Here is a 15,160-nt window from a genome sequence, read left to right as displayed (position 1 = left end):
CCACCGCCCGTTTCGACCTTGCTCGGGCGGCTCGGCGGCGCGCACCACCATACTGGCCACTTCTGACGCGTATCCCGTGACCGCTGGGGAAACCCACACCGGACTCGCACGCGCACGCTATGGCGAATTGGTACGTCACTTGGCAAGTCGGGCGGCATCGCCGTCCGGTTGCCGCCCCGCCCCAAGGGTGGCGCAGATCACAGCCAGGGCCATGCCGCCCAGCAGGAACAGATAGGAGCCGCCCCCCGCACCGAACAGGAAGTCCCCTTCGGGGCGGCCGGCGGTGAGCAGGATGACGGTGACGATCCAGCCGGCCGCGGGGGCGACCGCCCCGGCGCGGCCGCCGGCGGCACGCGCCCCGCCGAGGAACAGCCCGGCCGCGCCCGCCAGGGCGAGCAGCAGCCCGCCGGGGAACCAGCCGGCCTGCACCAGCGCCCCGGCGAGGCCGACCAGGGCTCCGAGCACGAACAGGCCCACATGGGCGGCGATCCGCCCTGCGGAGGGGCGCTGCAGCGGCTGGGCGAGCATCGAGCCGCGTCCTGCCGAGCTCATGACGCCTCCTCGACGCCGGTCCCGGCGAACAGGTCGGTCTCCCGGGTCCGCGGGCGCTCTCCGCTCACCAACTCGTAGTACTCCGTGACGAAGACGGGCTGGGCCAGTTCGTTGGAGAGCGCGAAGTACGGTTCGGCCACCTCGATCTGGGTGGCGTGCGCGCGCATCGCGGCGGCCTTGGCGGTGGCGTACGCGGTGCCGTCGACCTCGGTGGTGACGCGCTCCTCGTCGACCACACCCGGGACGTCGTCGACGGAGGCGGGCTTGGCGAAGGGGAGACCGGGCAGATCGTCCCGAAGGCGGGCGAAGGCGTCCTCGGCGACCCGGCGCGGGACGCGGTTCCAGTAGACCTTGGGGATGCGCCAGCCGGCGTCGGCGGCCAGCTCCACGGCTCTCATCGCGACGCGGTGGGCCTGGATGTGGTCGGGGTGGCCGTATCCGCCGTTGTCGTCATAGGTGACCAGGACCTGGGGGCGGACCTCCAGGATCACCTCCGCGAGGTACCCGGCGGCCTCGTCGAGGTCGGCCTGCCAGAAGCAGGCGGGGTCGTCGTTGTCGGGCAGCCCCATCATCCCGGAGTCCGCGTACCGTCCGGCGCCGCCGAGCAGCCGGAAGTCGGCGACGCCCAGCTCCCCCATGGCACCCCGGAGCTCGCGCAGCCGGTACTCGCCCAGGGCGGCACCGGACAGATGCCCCAACTCGGGCGGAATGACCTCACCCCGCTCCCCGAGGGTGCAGGTGACCAGGGTGACCCGCGCTCCCCCGGCCGCGTACTTGGCCATGGTCGCGCCGTTGTTGATCGACTCGTCGTCCGGGTGCGCGTGCACCAGCAGCAGACGCCGGGCGGGCAGTTCCGTCATGTCCCCACCCTACGAGGCGGCGCCGACAGCGCCGCGCAGGGCCGGGCGCCCCGGGTCAGAACTTGATGCTGCCGATCATGCTCGCCACGTTCGTCGTCAGCTCGCTGATCGTCGGAGCGACGGTCGAGGAGGCGAGGTAGAAGCCGAGCAGGATGCAGACGACCGCGTGGCCGCCCTTCAGTCCTGACTTCTTGATCAGCAGAAAGACGATGATCGCCAGCAGCACCACCGCCGAAATCGAGAGTGCCACGGCGGCTCACCTCCAAAGATCCCAGGTACGCGGGGGTTCGGACTATGGGGGTTGTAGATCGGTACAGCAAATCCATACAGAAGCCAGCAGGGTCATACCCACTCAGCGGTAGTGATCATAACTATCCGTACTCGCGCATCGGTCGGCGCACGGCCGCACAAGGGGGCGCATGGCCAATATGGTCGGGGGATGACGACCGAGCCTGACTCCTTCCCCCGACGGCACGCCCGCACCCAGCGGTTCACGCTCGGCGCGCCGCGTGCGTTCACCGTGGCTCCCGACGGTTCCCGTGTCGCGTTCCTGCGTTCCCACTCCGGTACGGACCGGGCCAACTCCCTGTGGATTCTTGATGTGACGGACGGCCGGGAGCGCCTGGCGGCCGACCCGCGCGCGCTGCTGGGCGGCGCCTCGGAGCATCTCTCGCCCGAGGAGCGGGCGCGCCGCGAACGCAGCCGCGAGGGTGGTGCCGGCATCGTCGGCTACGCCACCGACACGGCCCTGGAATTGGCGTCTTTCGCCTTGTCAGGGCGGCTTTTCACAGCGGAGCTGAGGGCCGGCACGGCACGTGAACTCACGGTCCCCGGGCCGGTGATCGACCCGCGTCCCGCCCCCGACGGACGGCATGTGGCGTATGTCGCCGGGGGTGCCCTGCGAGTGGTGGGCGCGGAGGGCGACGGGGACCGGGCGCTGGCGGAGCCCGACGCGGACGGGGTCACCTATGGATTGGCCGAGTTCATCGCGGCCGAAGAGATGGGGCGTTCACGGGGCTTCTGGTGGGCCCCGGAGTCGGACCGGCTGCTCGTGGCGCGCGCGGACGACGCGCTGGTGGGGCGGTGGTGGATCGCGGATCCGGCCCACCCGGAGCGTGAGCCACAACACGTCGCGTATCCGGCGGCGGGCACCGCCAACGCGGACGTACGGCTGTTCGTGATCGGCCTCGACGGGACGCGCACGGAGGTTGCCTGGGACCGGGCGCGCTATCCGTATCTGGCGCATGTGCACTGGTCAGAGGCGGGTGCCCCGCTGGTCCTGGTACAGGCGCGGGACCAGCGCAGCCAGCTGTTCCTGGCCGTGGACCCGGAGTCGGGGGCGACCCGGATGGTGCATGCGGAAGAAGATCCAACATGGCTGGAACTTTTCCCTGGCGTGCCCTGCTGGAGCCCCTCCGGACAACTCGTGCGGATCGCCGACGAGGGCGGTGCGCGGGTGCTCGCGGTGGGCGAACGCCCGCTGACCGGAGCCCAGTTGCACATCCGTGCGGTGCTCGACGTCTCGGACGACGATGTGCTGGTCTCGGCCTCGGCCGGCGAGGAGTCCGAGGCTCCCGGCATCGGCGAGGTGCACGTCTACCGGGTGAACGAACTCGGCGTGGAGCGCGTCTCACAGGACCCCGGCGTGCACTCGGCGGTGCGCGCCGGGGGCGTGACGGTACTGATCTCCGCCGCGCTGGACCGTCCGGGCGCCCGTGTCCAGGTGCTGCGTGACGGAAAACCGACGGCGACTGTCCTGTCGTACGCCGAAGATCCCGGTATGTCCCCGCGGGTGACGCTCACCGAGGGGGGCGCACGGCGAATCCCGTGCGCCGTGCTTATGCCGCAGGACTACCACTCCGACACTCCCCTGCCGGTTCTGCTGGACCCCTACGGCGGTCCGCACGGACCGCGCGTGGTCGCCGCGCACAACGCGCACCTGACCTCGCAGTGGTTCGCCGACCAGGGCTTCGCGGTGGTCGTCGCCGACGGCCGGGGCACCCCCGGCCGCTCCCCCGCCTGGGAGAAGGCGGTGCACCGTGACTTCACGGTGTCCCTGGACGACCAGATCGAGGCGCTCCAGGACCTGGCGAAGCGCTATCCCCTGGACCTGTCCCGGGTGGCGATCCGCGGCTGGTCCTACGGCGGCTGGCTGGCGGGCCTGGCCGTGCTGCGCCGCCCGGACGTCTTCCACGCGGGCATCGCGGGGGCTCCGGTCACCGACTGGCGCCTGTACGACACCCACTACACCGAGCGGTATCTGGGCGACCCGGCCACGGACCCGGCGTCGTACGCGAAGAGCTCCCTGGTCACGGACGACGGCCTGTCCGCCCCCGCCGAGCCGCACCGCCCGCTGATGATCGTGCACGGTCTGGCCGACGACAACGTGGTGGTGGCCCACGCGCTGCGCCTGTCCTCCGCCCTGCTGGCCGCCGGCCGCCCGCACGAGGTGCTGCCGCTGTCCGGCGTCACGCACATGACCCCGCAGGAACAGGTCGCGGAGAATCTGCTCCTCCTCCAGGTGGACTTCCTCAAGCGTTCGCTGGCACAACCGCGCAAACACCCGTGAACTGCGTTAACGCGCAGGCAACTTCACGGAAGCGGTACCGATATACGGACGCGCGAGGCTGAACAGCGTACGGCCGTGCGGGTGCCGTGAACGGGCCGGGATGCACCATGTCATCCCGGCCCGTTGCCGTGTTCCTCCAAGGGGACCACCTGCTTCTCCTCCGCGAAGTGACATGCCGAGTCGTGCGCCGCGGGGCCCGTCGTGCGGCGGAACTCGGCGGGGACGGCGAGTGCCGGGACCTCCAGTGCGCAGCGCTCCTGGGCCTTCCAGCAGCGGGTGCGGAAGCGGCAGCCGGAGGGGATGTTCGTGGGGGACGGGACATCGCCCGTGAGGATGATGCGCTCGCGGTGTTCGCGGGCCTCGGGGTCCGGGACCGGGACCGCGGAGAGCAGGGCCTGGGTGTAGGGGTGCGTGGGGTGGTCGTAGATCTCGGCGTCCCTGCCGATCTCCACGATGCGGCCCAGGTACATCACCCCCACCCGGTCCGAGATGTGCCGCACGATCGAGAGGTCGTGGGCGATGAAGACGTAGGAGAGCTCGAACTCCGTCTGGAGCCGGTCCAGCAGGTTGACGACCTGCGCCTGGATCGAGACGTCAAGCGCCGACACCGGCTCGTCGGCGACGATCACGTCGGGGCGCAGCGCCAGCCCGCGTGCGATGCCGATGCGCTGGCGCTGGCCGCCCGAGAACTGGTGCGGATAGCGGTTGATGTACTCGGGGTTGAGGCCGACCACGTCCAGCAGCTCCTGGACCCTGCGGCGGCGTTCGCCCTTCGGGGCCGCCTCGGGGTGGATCTCGTACGGCTCCCCGATGATGTCGCCCACCGTCATACGGGGGTTGAGCGAGGTGTAGGGGTCCTGGAAGACCATCTGGATGTGGCGCCGCACGGCCTTCAGGGCCTTGCCCGAGAGCCTGGTGATGTCCTCGCCCTTGAATCTGATCGAGCCCGCCGTCGGCTGCTCCAGATTGCACAGCATCCGGGCGACCGTCGACTTGCCGCAGCCCGACTCGCCCACGAGGCCCAGGGTTTCGCCCCGGCCGAGCGTGAAGTCGACGCCGTCCACGGCCTTCACCGAGCCGATCTGCTTCCTGAAGAGGATGCCCCGGGTGAGCGGGTAGTGCTTGACGAGGCCGCTGACCTCCAGGATCGGCTCAGTCATGGAGGCACTCCCGCCAGAAGTGGCAGGCGCTGCCGCGCTCCTCCGAGACCTCGTACAGCGGGGGCTCGTCCGTGCGGCACACGTCCCGCGCCATCGGGCACCGCGGGTGGAAGGCGCAGCCCGGCGGGATGTCCATCAGGTTCGGCGGCAGGCCCTTGATGGCGTAGAGCTCCCGGCCCTTCTGGTCCAGGCGCGGAATGGAGTCGAGAAGGCCGCGCGTGTACGGGTGCGCGGGCGCCTTGTAGATGTCGTGGACCGGGGCCGACTCTACGATCCGTCCCGCGTACATGACGGCGATGCGGTCGGCGACGTCGGCGACCACGCCGAGATCGTGCGTGATCAGGATCAGCCCCATGTCGTACTCGCGCCGCAACTCCGCGAGCAGATCCATGACCTGGGCCTGGACGGTGACGTCGAGGGCGGTGGTGGGCTCGTCGGCGATGATCAGCGCCGGCTCCAGGGCCAGCGCCATGGCGATCATGATGCGCTGGCGCATACCGCCCGAGAACTGGTGGGGATAGTCGCGCACCCGCTGGGCGGCGCCCGGGATGCGCACCCGGTCCATCAGCTCGACCGCCCTGGCCCGCGCGTCCTTCCGTGACATGCCCCGGTGCACGACGAACATCTCGCCGAGCTGCTCGCCCACGGAGAGCACGGGGTTCAGCGCCGACAGGGCGTCCTGGAAGATCATCGCCATTGCGGTGCCGCGGATCCTTCTTCTCTCCTCCTCCTTCATCTTCAACAGGTCCTGGCCCCGGAAGAGGATCTCGCCGCCCGTGATCCGGCCGGGCGGCATGTCGAGAATGCCCATGATCGCCTGCGCCGAGACCGATTTGCCCGACCCCGACTCACCGAGCACCGCGAGGGTCTCACCCGCGTCCACGCCGTAGCCGACGCCGTTCACGGCCTTGGCGACCCCGTCCCTGGTCCGGAACTCCACGTGCAGATCACGCACTTCGAGCAGCACGGCGGCTCACCTCAGCTTCGGGTCGAGGGCGTCGCGCACCGCGTCGCCGAGCATGATGAAGGCCAGGACCGTGATCGCCAGGGCCCCGGAGGGCCACAGCAGCGCGTGCGGGGCGTTGCGGATGTAGGGGGAGGCGGCGGAGATGTCGATGCCCCAGGAGACGCTGGGCGGCTTCAGGCCGACGCCGAGATACGACAGGGTCGCCTCCAGCGAGATGTAGGTGCCGAGCGCGATGGTCGCCACGACGATCACCGGGGCGACCGCGTTGGGCGCGATGTGGCGCAGCAGGATGCGGGAGTTTGAGGCGCCCAGGGCGCGGGCCGCCTGGACGTAGTCGTTCTGCTTGACGGTGATGACGGAGCCGCGGGCGATACGGGAGATCTGCGGCCAGCCGAGCAGCACCATGAACCCGATGACCGGCCAGACCGTATTGCTTGTCACCACGGAGAGGAGGACGAGACCGCCGAGGACGACGGGGATCGCGAAGAAGATGTCGGTCGTGCGGGACAGGAGGGAGTCCCAGGCCCCGCCGAAGAATCCCGCGAGGCCGCCCAGGGCGGACCCGAGGAGCGCGACCCCGAGCGAGGCGCAGACGCCGACCGTGACGGACGTACGGGCCCCGTAGACGGTCCGTGTGTAGACGTTGCAGCCCTGGCCGTCGTACCCGAAGGGAGCGCCCGGCTGGGAGCCCTCCTGGGACTTGGCGAGGTTGCACTGCAGGGGGCTGCCGGAGGCGATCAGCGAGGGCCACAGGGAGATGACGACGAGGAAGAGGATGACGAGCCCGGAGACGATGAAGACGGGGTTGCGGCGCAGGTCCCGCCAGGCGTCGGACCACAGGCTGCGCGGCTTGGCGCGCGGCCCCGTGCCCAGCGGTCCCGCCGGAGTCCTCTCCAGCGTCTCGGCCTCGCTCGCCGCCAGGTCCATCCCGCTGCCGGCTCCGGTCCCCGCGATGGCGCGTTCGGGCTCGTGCAACTGCTCAGGCATAGCGGATCCTCGGGTCGAGTACGGCGTACAGCAGGTCCACGAGCAGGTTGACCACCAGGAAGACCAGCACGAGGACGGTCACGAAGCCGACGACCGTCTGGGTGTTCTGCCGCAGGATGCCCTGGTACAGCTGGTAGCCGACGCCGTGGATGTTGAAGATCCGCTCGGTGACGATCGCGCCGCCCATCAGCGCCCCGATGTCGGCACCGATGAAGGTGACGACGGGGATGAGCGAGTTGCGCAGCAGATGCCGGGTGACGACCCGGCGCCGGGGCAGGCCCTTGGCGACGGCGGTGCGGACGTAGTCGGACCGCTTGTTCTCCGCGATGGAGGTTCGGGTCAGGCGGGTGACGTAGGCGAGCGAGACGGCGGCCAGGACGAGGCCCGGCACGATCAGCTCGCCGAAGGCGGCCTCCTGGGAGACCGACGGCTGGATCCAGTGCCACTGCACGCCGAGCAGCAGCTGGAGCAGTAGGCCGGTGACGAAGGTCGGCACGGAGATCACGACCAGGGTGCCGAGGAGCACACCCGTGTCGACGGGGCGGCCGCGGTGCAGTCCGGTGACGACGCCCAGCGTGATGCCGATGACGATCTCGAAGAGGATCGCCACGATCGTCAGCCGGATCGTGACGGGGAACGCGGTCGCCATCAGCTCGGTGACGGGCTGGCCGTTGAACGCCGTGCCGAAGTCGCCGGTGAAGATGTTCCCCATGTAGGTCAGGTATTGCTGCCACAGGGGCTTGTCGAGGCCGAACTCCTTCTTCAGCTGGGCGGCCGTCGCCGGGTCACAGGCGCGCTCGCCGCACAGCCCCGCGATCGGGTCGCCCATCACGTTCACCATCAGGAAGATCAGCAGCGTCGCCCCGACGAACACCGGGACCATCTGGAGCAGACGCCGGACGACATAGCGCCCCATGGCGGCTCAGCCGACCTTGATCTCGTTGTAGACGGGGACGCTGAACGGGTTCAGCGCGACGTTGGACAGCCGCTCCGAGTAGCCCGCGCTGCCGTTCTGGTACCAGAGCGGGATGGCGGCCATGTTGTCCCGGACGACCTCTTCGGCCTGCTGGAAGGTGGAGACCGCCTTGGCGGTGTCGGTCTCGGCGTTGGCCCGGTCGACGAGCTTGTCGAACTGTGCGTCGGACCACTTGCCGTCGTTGGAGGATGCGTTGGTGTAGTAGAGCGGCTGCAGGAAGTTCTGGATCAGCGGGTAGTCCATCTGCCAGCCGGCCCGGAAGGGGCCGGTCATCTTGTGCCGGCCGATCTGGTTCCTGAAGTCCGCGAAGGTGCCGATCGGGTTGCCCACGCAGGCCTTGTCGTTGCCGAGCGCGTTGTTGATCGAGTTGCACACGGCGTCCACCCACATCCTGTGCGAGCCGGTGTCGGCGTTGTAGGTGATCTTGAGCTGTCCGCCCGGGAGTCCGCCGCCCTCCTGGATCAGCTTCTTGGCCCGGGCCGGGTCGTACTCGCAGGCGCTCCCGCACAGCCCTTCCTTGAAACCGCCCTCCGTGCCGAGGACCGGCGAGGTCCAGTCGCTCGCCGGGGTGCGGGTCTTCTGGAAGATCGTGTCGGTGATCTGCTTCCGGTTGATCGCCATGGACAGGCCCGTGCGGACCTTCGCTGAGCCGGCCTTGTCCCAGTCCTTGTCGTAGTACGGGAAGGCGAGGGTCTGGATGATGCCGGCCGGGGTGTTGATGTAGCGGTTGCCGAGATCCTTCTTGACGTTCCTCAGCTGCGAGGCGGGGACGTCGTCGACGAGGTCGAGGTTTCCGGCCAGCAGATCGGTGTAGGCGGTGTCGCTGTCCGTGTACACCTTGAGCGTCACACCGTCGTTCTGCGCCTTGTCGGCGCCGGGGTAGCCGTCCCACTTCGTCAGGGCCATCTGGAAGCCCCTGGTGTACGAGCCGATCATGTACGGCCCGTTGCCGACCGGCTTCTCCAGCCAGGCCGCGTGGTCGGAGAAGAACGACTGGGGCAGCGGCGCGAAGGCCACGTAGCCCAGGGTGTCCGGGAAGCCGGAGAACTTCTGGTTCAGCTTGACGGTGAAGGTCCTGTCGTTCACGACCTTCAGACCGGAGAGCGTGTCGGCGCTCTGTGAGCCGTTGGCCGGGTGGACCTTGTCGTACCCCTGGATGTAGCCGAAGAAGTAGGCGTTCTTCTGGTTGTTCTTCAGGCTCGCACCGTAGTTCCAGGCGTCCACGAAGGACTTGGCGGTGATCTTCTCGCCGTTGCTGAAGGTCCAGCCGTCCTTGATCGTGACGGTGAAGTTCTGCGAGTCCGGGGTGTCGATCTTCTCGGCGAGCATGTTCTGGGCCTGGCCGGTCTTCGGGTCGTACCGCTTCAGACCGCGGAAGATCATGTCGAGGACCTTGCCGCCCTGCACCTCGTTGGTGTTGGCCGGTTCAAGAGGGTTCTGCGGGTCGCCCCAGGAGGAACTGAGGACCGCGCCTCCCGTGCTGCTCCAGGCTCCGCCCCCGCACGCCGTCGCGACGAGCGCCACCGCCGTCGCACCGACGGCCCATCCGGCGTGCCTGGCTCCACGCATGGCGTGCCTCCTCCGAGAGCGCTGATCCATTACCGGTCAATATCAGCGCAAATGCTGCATATCGCATGTGTGCGCCACTCGAGAGGGGGCCTTTCAGGGGACAGGTCATCCGGATGCACGCAGGCCCCGCCGGGGGGTCGCGTCGATCTTGGGCGACGAATGCAATGGATCTCTGCGTAACGATGCCGAAACGTTGGATTGCGCCCCGCCGATGTACGCATTTCGACACACAGGCGTCCGCATATCGAACTCGTTGCCCGAATAGTCCAATTAGTCCGAACTAAAGCACAGAACGATTACAGCGCGCTACCCGCGTAGCTACGGAATGGTCAAGCGCGAGTAAAGAAGGTAAATAGACAACCAAGGCGACCGAGAATTTATTGACCTTGAATGAATTGCGTTGAAAAAGTCCGGCGTAGCCCGTAGGGGAGCGCCCTGCGGAGTCATCAGACCCTCCCTTGGGCCAGGAGCACCATGACCCCCCCAACTCCATCTGCGGCTGCCCCGCTTGAGGTGACCGACGAGAGCGTCGAGAAGTCGACCACTTCATCGGCCCCGAAGGGCAACGAGAGCCGCTCGCCGGGACGGCTTGCCTGGAATCGGTTCAAGCGTGACCGTACGGGCGTCATATCCGCCTATGTGGTGATCTTCTTCTTCGTCGTCGCGATCGGTGCGCCACTGATCGCCAAGCTCTACGGCAAGAACCCGTACGAGCAGTACGGTCAGGAGACCCCTGGGCTGCTCAACGACTTCGCCTACCCGGTCAAGCCCAACGGCGGCATCTCCGGCGACTTCTGGTTCGGGATCGAGCCCCAGCTCGGTCGGGACGTCTTCACGTTCCTGATCTACGGCATCCGGACCTCGCTGCTGATCGCCACCGCCGCCACGCTGCTGACCACTCTGCTGGGCGTGGTGATCGGCACCACTGCCGGCTACCTGGGCGGCAAGACCGACTACTTCATCGGCCGGGTCATCGACATTCTGCTGTCGTTCCCGTCCACGCTGTTCTTCATCGCCTTCATGCCGGTCGTCTACGGCATGTTCGTCCCCTTCGACGAGGATGTCCCGGCCTGGCTGCGGGCCACCTGCCTGATCCTCGTCCTCTCCGCCTTCGGCTGGGCCTCCATCGCGCGACTGCTGCGCGGCCAGGTGCTCGGCCTGCGTGAACGGGAGTTCGTCGAGGCGGCCAAGGTGACCGGCGCATCGCCGCGCCGCATCATCTTCAAGGAACTGCTGCCCAACCTGTGGACGCCGATCCTCATCCAGTCGACCCTCCTGCTCCCGGCCTACGTCACGGCCGAGGCGGGCCTCGCGTTCCTGGGCGTCGGCATGATCGATCCGACCCCGGACTGGGGCGTGATGATCGGGCGCGGCGCGCAGTTCTACTCGGACGACATCACCTTCATGATCTTCCCGGGCGTTTCGATGATCCTCTTCGTCCTCGCCTTCAACCTTCTCGGCGACTCGGTCCGCGACGCGCTCGACCCGAAGTCCAAGCGCTGAGTCCCACTCCGGTCCGGTCATCGTCGTCCGGCTGGTTGCACCTCCTCTCTCACTCCATCCACCCCTAGGCAGGTAAGCCATGTCCTTTTCCCGCAGAAACTTCCTCATAGCCACTGGTGTGGCGGCCGGCGCGACCACCGTGCTGAGCGCGTGCAGCAGCGGCAACGCGGGCGGCAGCGGTGCCAGCAAGGCTCCGTCGGTCGACAAGGCCAAGGCAGCCACCATCGATGTCGGCACCAAGGCCGACTCCACCGGTCCGGCTCCCGAGGTCCCGGGGGCGGTCAAGGGCGGCACGATCTACACGCTGGAGCAGATCGACTGGGACCACCTGGACCCCGCTCAGGTCTACTCCTCGTACGAGGGCGCCTGCTCGGTCCTGTTCCTGCGCGGTCTGACCGGCTACAAGATCGACTCCAAGGGCACCACCACCCTCGTCGGCGACCTCGCCACTGACGCGGGCACGGTGAAGGACGGCGGCAAGACCTGGTCCTTCACGCTCAAGGACAACGTGAAGTGGGAGGACGGCGCCGCCGTCACCATCGAGGACGTCCGCTGGACCTTCGAGCGCCTCTTCGCCAAGTTCGTCACCCAGGGTCCGCGTTACCCGCAGAGCTGGCTGCTCGGCGGCGACAAGTACAAGGGCCCCTACGAGGGCAAGCACCTCAAGTCCATCGAGGTGGACGGCAACACCATCACGTTCAAGCTGAAGGAGGCCCACGCCGACTTCAACTTCATGCTCGCGATGCGCGGCTTCTCCATCGTGCCGAAGAAGCACGACACCAAGGAGAAGTACGACAAGCGCCCGTTCTCCTGCGCCCCGTACAAGATCGCGAACCGCGACATCGGCAAGTCGGCGTCGCTGGTCCGCAACGAGCACTGGGTCGCCGAGACGGACCCGATCCGCAACGCCTACCCGGACAAGGTCGAGTTCCAGTTCGGCTTCCAGAACCTGGCGTCCACGGACCGTTACATCGCCGACCAGGGCAACGACCAGTTCACGCTGTCGGTGCTCAACGAGGTCGCCCCCGAGCGCCTCCAGAAGGTGATGACGAACCCGGCGCTCAAGAAGCGCGTCCTGACCCAGGTCGACACCACCTGTTACTACTTCGCGATCAACACCACGCGCGTCAAGGACGTCAAGGTCCGTCAGGCGCTCAACTACGCGTGGCCGTCGCAGCAGCTGAAGCAGATCCGTGGTGGCTCGCTCTCCTCGGCGACCGCGACCACGATCATCAGCCCGCTCACCCCGGGCCACAAGGACTTCGACCTCTACGGCAAGAAGACCAAGCCGATGGGTGACCCGGACAAGGCCAAGGCCCTGCTCAAGGAGGCCGGCAAGGAGGGTCAGACCGTCGTCATCGCGATGCAGCAGTCGGACAACTCCGTCAAGCAGGCCGTCGCGATCAAGAGCGCGCTGACCAAGGCCGGTTTCAAGCCGGTCGTCAAGCAGGTCGACAAGACGTCCTTCTACAGCCAGATCGGCCAGCTGGACAACAAGTACGACCTGTTCGCCGCGGGCTGGGGCCCGGACTGGCCGGCCGGTTACGCGGTCATCCAGCCCTGCTTCGACGGCAGCCAGATCGCCGACGGCGGTGTCAACTGGCCGCAGCTGAACGACACGGGCATCAACAAGGCGATCGCCGCCGCCACGGCCGAGACGGACCAGAAGAAGGCCGCGAAGATGTGGGGCGACATCGACGAGCAGATCATGCAGATCGCCGCGGTGGTTCCGGACTACAACCCGATCCGCAACTACTTCTACGGCTCCAAGGTCGGCGGCGTGATCTGGGACTCCGGCAACACCTGCATCGCTCTGGGCAAGGTCTACGCGAAGGCCTGATCCCGCTTCGGGGCGGCGGCCACCGCCGCCGCCCCGGTTCCCCCTCCGATCCACTCCCCACATCCCGGCGACGGCGCCCCGTCCGGAAAGTCACGCCATGTTCCGTTTTCTAGTCCGCCGTGTCATCGGCGCACTTGTCATTCTGCTGATCATCAGCGCCGTCACCTTCATGCTCTACTACGCGCTCCCGCGTGACCCGGCCCGTATGGCGTGCGGCAAGGTATGCACCCCGGAACTGCTCGCGCAGGTCCGGCAGAACCTCGGCATGGCCGACCCGCTGCCGGTGCAGTACTGGCACTGGCTGGAGGGCCTCTTCCTGGGCCGCGACTACGGCGGTCTCGGCAACTGCAACGCGCCCTGCCTGGGCTTCTCCTTCACCAACCGCGAGCCGGTCCTCGGCACCATCCTGGACCGCATGCCGCTGACCATCTCGCTCGCGCTGGGCGCCTCGTTCTTCTTCCTGATCATCGGCGTCGGCACCGGCATGATCGCCGCCGTCAAGCAGGGCAAGGCGGCCGACAAGCTCGCCAGCTCTTTCTCGCTGATCGGCTCCTCGCTGCAGATCTACTTCGTCGGCTACATCGCCATGTTCTTCCTGGTGCAGCAGCTCGGCATCCTCGACCAGCCGTCGTACACGCCGTTCACGGACAACCCGGTCAAGTGGGCCTCGGGGCTGCTGCTGCCGTGGCTGGTGCTGTCCATCATCTTCACCGCCAACTACACCCGTATGACGCGCTCCCAGCTGGTGGAGCAGCTCAGCGAGGACTACGTGCGCACCGCACGGGCCAAGGGACTGTCCCGGCGCTCCGTGTTCTTCCGCTTCGCCTGGCGTGGTGCGATGGGCCCGATCGTCACGATCTTCGGCATCGACATGGGCACGCTGATCGGCGGTGCCATCATCACCGAGTACGTCTTCAGCCTCCAGGGCATCGGCCGGCTCTCGCTCACCGCGGTGGACGCCAACGACCTTCCGATGCTGCTCGGCGTGACCCTGGTGGCGTCGGCGGCGATCGTCTTCTTCAACATCATCGTGGACGCCGTCTACGCCCTCATCGACCCGCGGATCCGGCTCGCCTGACCTCCGCCCACCCCGACCCCCCGCATCACCCCCCAGGAGCGTCACCGTGACGAGCACCGAACAGCAGCCGTTCCTCTCCATCAAGGACCTGAAGGTCCACTTCTCCACCGAGGACGGCATCGTCAAGGCCGTCGACGGGCTCAGCTTCGACCTTGCCAAGGGCCAGACGCTCGGCATCGTGGGCGAGTCGGGCTCCGGCAAGTCCGTCACCAACCTGACGATCCTGGGTCTGCACGACCGCGACCGGACTGCGATCGACGGCGAGATCCTGCTCGACGGCCAGGAACTGCTCACCGCTCCCGAGCGGCAGCTGGAGCGGCTGCGCGGCAACAAGATGTCCATGATCTTCCAGGACGCGCTGGCCTCGCTGTCGCCGTACCACACCATCGGCACGCAGATCGGCGAGACCTACCGCAAGCACACCGGCGCCTCCAAGAAGGAGGCCCGGGCTCGGGCGATCGAGATGCTGAAGCGAGTCGGCATCCCCCAGCCGGACGTACGCGTCGACGACTACCCGCACCAGTTCTCCGGCGGTATGCGCCAGCGCGCGATGATCGCGATGGCGCTGGTGTGCGACCCCGAGCTGCTGATCGCGGACGAGCCGACCACCGCCCTCGACGTCACCGTGCAGGCCCAGATCATGGACCTGCTCAAGGACCTCCAGCAGGAGTTCGGCACCGCGATCATCTTCATCACCCACGACCTGGGCGTCATCGCCGACATCGCGGACGACGTGCTCGTGATGTACGGCGGCCGCTGCGTGGAGCGTGGTACGAAGAAGGAGGTGCTGAGCACCCCGCAGCACCCCTACACCCTCGGTCTGCTCAACTCCATGCCGAGCCTCGACGGGCCGGTGGACGTGCCGCTGTCGCCGATTCCGGGCTCGCCGCCCTCGCTGCTCAACCCGCCGTCCGGCTGCCGCTTCCACCCGCGGTGCTCTTTCGCCGAGAAGGTCGCGGGCGGGCGGTGCTCCAGCGAGCGGCCGGTACTCGAAGTGGTGGAGGGCCGGGGCTCGGCCTGCCACCTCACGCTGGAGCAGCGCCAGGAATTCTTCGCCGACTTCGCCGGATCCCGGCACAAGTGACGGACACGAGACGGG

Annotated in this window: 13 protein-coding genes; 5 read left to right on the top strand and 8 right to left on the bottom strand. The window is 67.9% G+C overall.

Translation table 11 applies throughout. The features are described 5' to 3' along the window. Nucleotides 1-135: 135 nt before the first annotated feature. The 3 genes from Q8A52_RS02025 to Q8A52_RS02015 are packed head-to-tail and all read right to left on the bottom strand — an operon-like array spanning nucleotide 136 to nucleotide 1,662. Entirely contained in the window at nucleotides 136-552 is a 417-nt protein-coding gene (locus Q8A52_RS02025) for a DUF6113 family protein (RefSeq protein ID WP_316748091.1), read from the bottom strand. Next, nucleotides 549-1,412: an N-acetyl-1-D-myo-inositol-2-amino-2-deoxy-alpha-D-glucopyranoside deacetylase gene (mshB, locus tag Q8A52_RS02020; protein WP_316748089.1), complete on the bottom strand. Its 864-nt coding sequence runs from the start codon at nucleotides 1,410-1,412 to the stop codon at nucleotides 549-551. The genes Q8A52_RS02025 and mshB overlap by 4 nt, the downstream gene beginning before the upstream one ends. A 55-nt stretch (nucleotides 1,413-1,467) precedes the next feature. Further along, nucleotides 1,468-1,662, bottom strand: coding sequence for a hypothetical protein (locus Q8A52_RS02015; protein ID WP_030649813.1), 195 nt, complete (start codon nucleotides 1,660-1,662; stop codon nucleotides 1,468-1,470). Between the two features lie 189 nt (nucleotides 1,663-1,851). Between Q8A52_RS02015 and Q8A52_RS02010 the strand changes: the two genes are divergently transcribed. Continuing rightward, on the top strand, nucleotides 1,852-3,981 hold the full coding sequence (locus Q8A52_RS02010; protein WP_316748081.1) for a S9 family peptidase: 2,130 nt from the start codon (nucleotides 1,852-1,854) through the stop codon (nucleotides 3,979-3,981). A 110-nt stretch (nucleotides 3,982-4,091) separates the two neighbouring features. On the opposite strand, the gene Q8A52_RS02005 is transcribed toward Q8A52_RS02010, so the two are convergent. The 5 genes from Q8A52_RS02005 to Q8A52_RS01985 are packed head-to-tail and all read right to left on the bottom strand — an operon-like array spanning nucleotide 4,092 to nucleotide 9,640. After that, the gene (locus Q8A52_RS02005; protein WP_316748079.1) at nucleotides 4,092-5,141 is read right to left on the bottom strand and encodes an ABC transporter ATP-binding protein; all 1,050 of its coding nucleotides are present in this window, start codon (nucleotides 5,139-5,141) and stop codon (nucleotides 4,092-4,094) included. Beyond that, a complete protein-coding gene (locus tag Q8A52_RS02000) occupies nucleotides 5,134-6,108 on the bottom strand; it encodes an ABC transporter ATP-binding protein (protein ID WP_316748077.1) in 975 nt (324 codons plus the stop codon). Before Q8A52_RS02000 ends, Q8A52_RS02005 begins: the two co-directional genes overlap by 8 nt. Before the next feature lie 6 nt (nucleotides 6,109-6,114). After that, nucleotides 6,115-7,095: an ABC transporter permease gene (locus tag Q8A52_RS01995; protein ID WP_316748076.1), complete on the bottom strand. Its 981-nt coding sequence runs from the start codon at nucleotides 7,093-7,095 to the stop codon at nucleotides 6,115-6,117. Then, the gene (locus Q8A52_RS01990) at nucleotides 7,088-8,011 is read right to left on the bottom strand and encodes an ABC transporter permease (protein WP_316748074.1); all 924 of its coding nucleotides are present in this window, start codon (nucleotides 8,009-8,011) and stop codon (nucleotides 7,088-7,090) included. The genes Q8A52_RS01995 and Q8A52_RS01990 overlap by 8 nt, the downstream gene beginning before the upstream one ends. A gap of 6 nt (nucleotides 8,012-8,017) precedes the next feature. Further along, nucleotides 8,018-9,640 (bottom strand): peptide ABC transporter substrate-binding protein, encoded by a 1,623-nt coding sequence (locus Q8A52_RS01985; protein ID WP_316748072.1) that lies wholly within the window; start codon nucleotides 9,638-9,640, stop codon nucleotides 8,018-8,020. Between the two features lie 474 nt (nucleotides 9,641-10,114). On the opposite strand from Q8A52_RS01985, the gene Q8A52_RS01980 reads away from it, so the two are divergent. The 4 genes from Q8A52_RS01980 to Q8A52_RS01965 all read left to right on the top strand — a co-directional run bounded on the left by Q8A52_RS01980 (nucleotide 10,115) and on the right by Q8A52_RS01965 (nucleotide 15,145). Beyond that, nucleotides 10,115-11,143: an ABC transporter permease gene (locus tag Q8A52_RS01980; RefSeq protein ID WP_408649159.1), complete on the top strand. Its 1,029-nt coding sequence runs from the start codon at nucleotides 10,115-10,117 to the stop codon at nucleotides 11,141-11,143. A gap of 79 nt (nucleotides 11,144-11,222) precedes the next feature. Continuing rightward, nucleotides 11,223-12,983, top strand: coding sequence for an ABC transporter substrate-binding protein (locus tag Q8A52_RS01975; protein WP_316748068.1), 1,761 nt, complete (start codon nucleotides 11,223-11,225; stop codon nucleotides 12,981-12,983). A gap of 97 nt (nucleotides 12,984-13,080) precedes the next feature. After that, the gene (locus Q8A52_RS01970) at nucleotides 13,081-14,061 is read left to right on the top strand and encodes an ABC transporter permease (RefSeq protein WP_316748066.1); all 981 of its coding nucleotides are present in this window, start codon (nucleotides 13,081-13,083) and stop codon (nucleotides 14,059-14,061) included. 46 nt (nucleotides 14,062-14,107) lie between these two features. Further along, entirely contained in the window at nucleotides 14,108-15,145 is a 1,038-nt protein-coding gene (locus tag Q8A52_RS01965; protein ID WP_316748064.1) for an ABC transporter ATP-binding protein, read from the top strand. Nucleotides 15,146-15,160 lie beyond the last annotated feature (15 nt).

The sequence above is a fragment of the Streptomyces herbicida genome, assembly GCF_032656585.1.
GTDB lineage: Bacteria > Actinomycetota > Actinomycetes > Streptomycetales > Streptomycetaceae > Streptomyces > Streptomyces herbicida.
The sequence above is the reverse complement of the archived record's forward strand: the minus strand, read 5'-3'. Positions and strand labels throughout refer to the sequence as shown.

Coding starts and splice junctions, on each gene's coding strand:
- Q8A52_RS01975 (WP_316748068.1), top strand. CDS start 11,223: ATGTCCTTTTCCCGCAGAAACTTCCTCATAGCCACTGGTGTGGCGGCC.
- Q8A52_RS01990 (WP_316748074.1), bottom strand. CDS start 8,011: ATGGGGCGCTATGTCGTCCGGCGTCTGCTCCAGATGGTCCCGGTGTTC.
- Q8A52_RS02025 (WP_316748091.1), bottom strand. CDS start 552: ATGAGCTCGGCAGGACGCGGCTCGATGCTCGCCCAGCCGCTGCAGCGC.
- Q8A52_RS01980 (WP_408649159.1), top strand. CDS start 10,115: ATGACCCCCCCAACTCCATCTGCGGCTGCCCCGCTTGAGGTGACCGAC.
- Q8A52_RS01985 (WP_316748072.1), bottom strand. CDS start 9,640: ATGCGTGGAGCCAGGCACGCCGGATGGGCCGTCGGTGCGACGGCGGTG.
- Q8A52_RS02010 (WP_316748081.1), top strand. CDS start 1,852: ATGACGACCGAGCCTGACTCCTTCCCCCGACGGCACGCCCGCACCCAG.
- Q8A52_RS01970 (WP_316748066.1), top strand. CDS start 13,081: ATGTTCCGTTTTCTAGTCCGCCGTGTCATCGGCGCACTTGTCATTCTG.
- Q8A52_RS01995 (WP_316748076.1), bottom strand. CDS start 7,095: ATGCCTGAGCAGTTGCACGAGCCCGAACGCGCCATCGCGGGGACCGGA.
- mshB (WP_316748089.1), bottom strand. CDS start 1,412: ATGACGGAACTGCCCGCCCGGCGTCTGCTGCTGGTGCACGCGCACCCG.
- Q8A52_RS02005 (WP_316748079.1), bottom strand. CDS start 5,141: ATGACTGAGCCGATCCTGGAGGTCAGCGGCCTCGTCAAGCACTACCCG.